This window comes from Pseudomonas sp. OTU5201, assembly GCF_038440135.1.
GTDB lineage: Bacteria > Pseudomonadota > Gammaproteobacteria > Pseudomonadales > Pseudomonadaceae > Metapseudomonas > Metapseudomonas resinovorans.
This window is the reverse complement of record NZ_JASATC010000117.1, coordinates 1-306: the sequence shown is the minus strand read 5'-3', so window position 1 is coordinate 306 and position 306 is coordinate 1. Positions and strand designations below refer to the sequence as shown.

The following is a 306-nucleotide window of genomic DNA, read 5'->3' as shown; positions in this document are numbered from 1 at the left end:
GTCGGTGTAGACCTTGCGGCTGTAGACCGGGAAACCTTCCAGGCCATCGACCTGGGCGCGCTTGATCTCGCTGTCCCAGTAGGCGCCTTTCACCAGGCGGATCATCAGGCGGTGCTGGCTGCGGCGGGCGAGATCGATCACGTAGTCGATCACATACGGGCAGCGCTTCTGGTAGGCCTGGATGACGAAACCAATGCCGTTCCAACCCTTCAGGCTCGGTTCGAAGCAGAGGCGCTCGAGCAGGTCGAGGGAGATTTCCAGGCGGTCGGCTTCTTCGGCGTCGATGTTCAGGCCGATGTCGTACTG

Annotated in this window: 1 protein-coding gene; it reads right to left on the bottom strand. The window is 61.8% G+C overall.

Annotated features, from left to right (window positions below; genetic code table 11):
- On the bottom strand, positions 1-306 hold a 306-nt coding region (locus AAHM40_RS27100), incomplete at both ends, for a proline dehydrogenase family protein (RefSeq protein ID WP_342247452.1).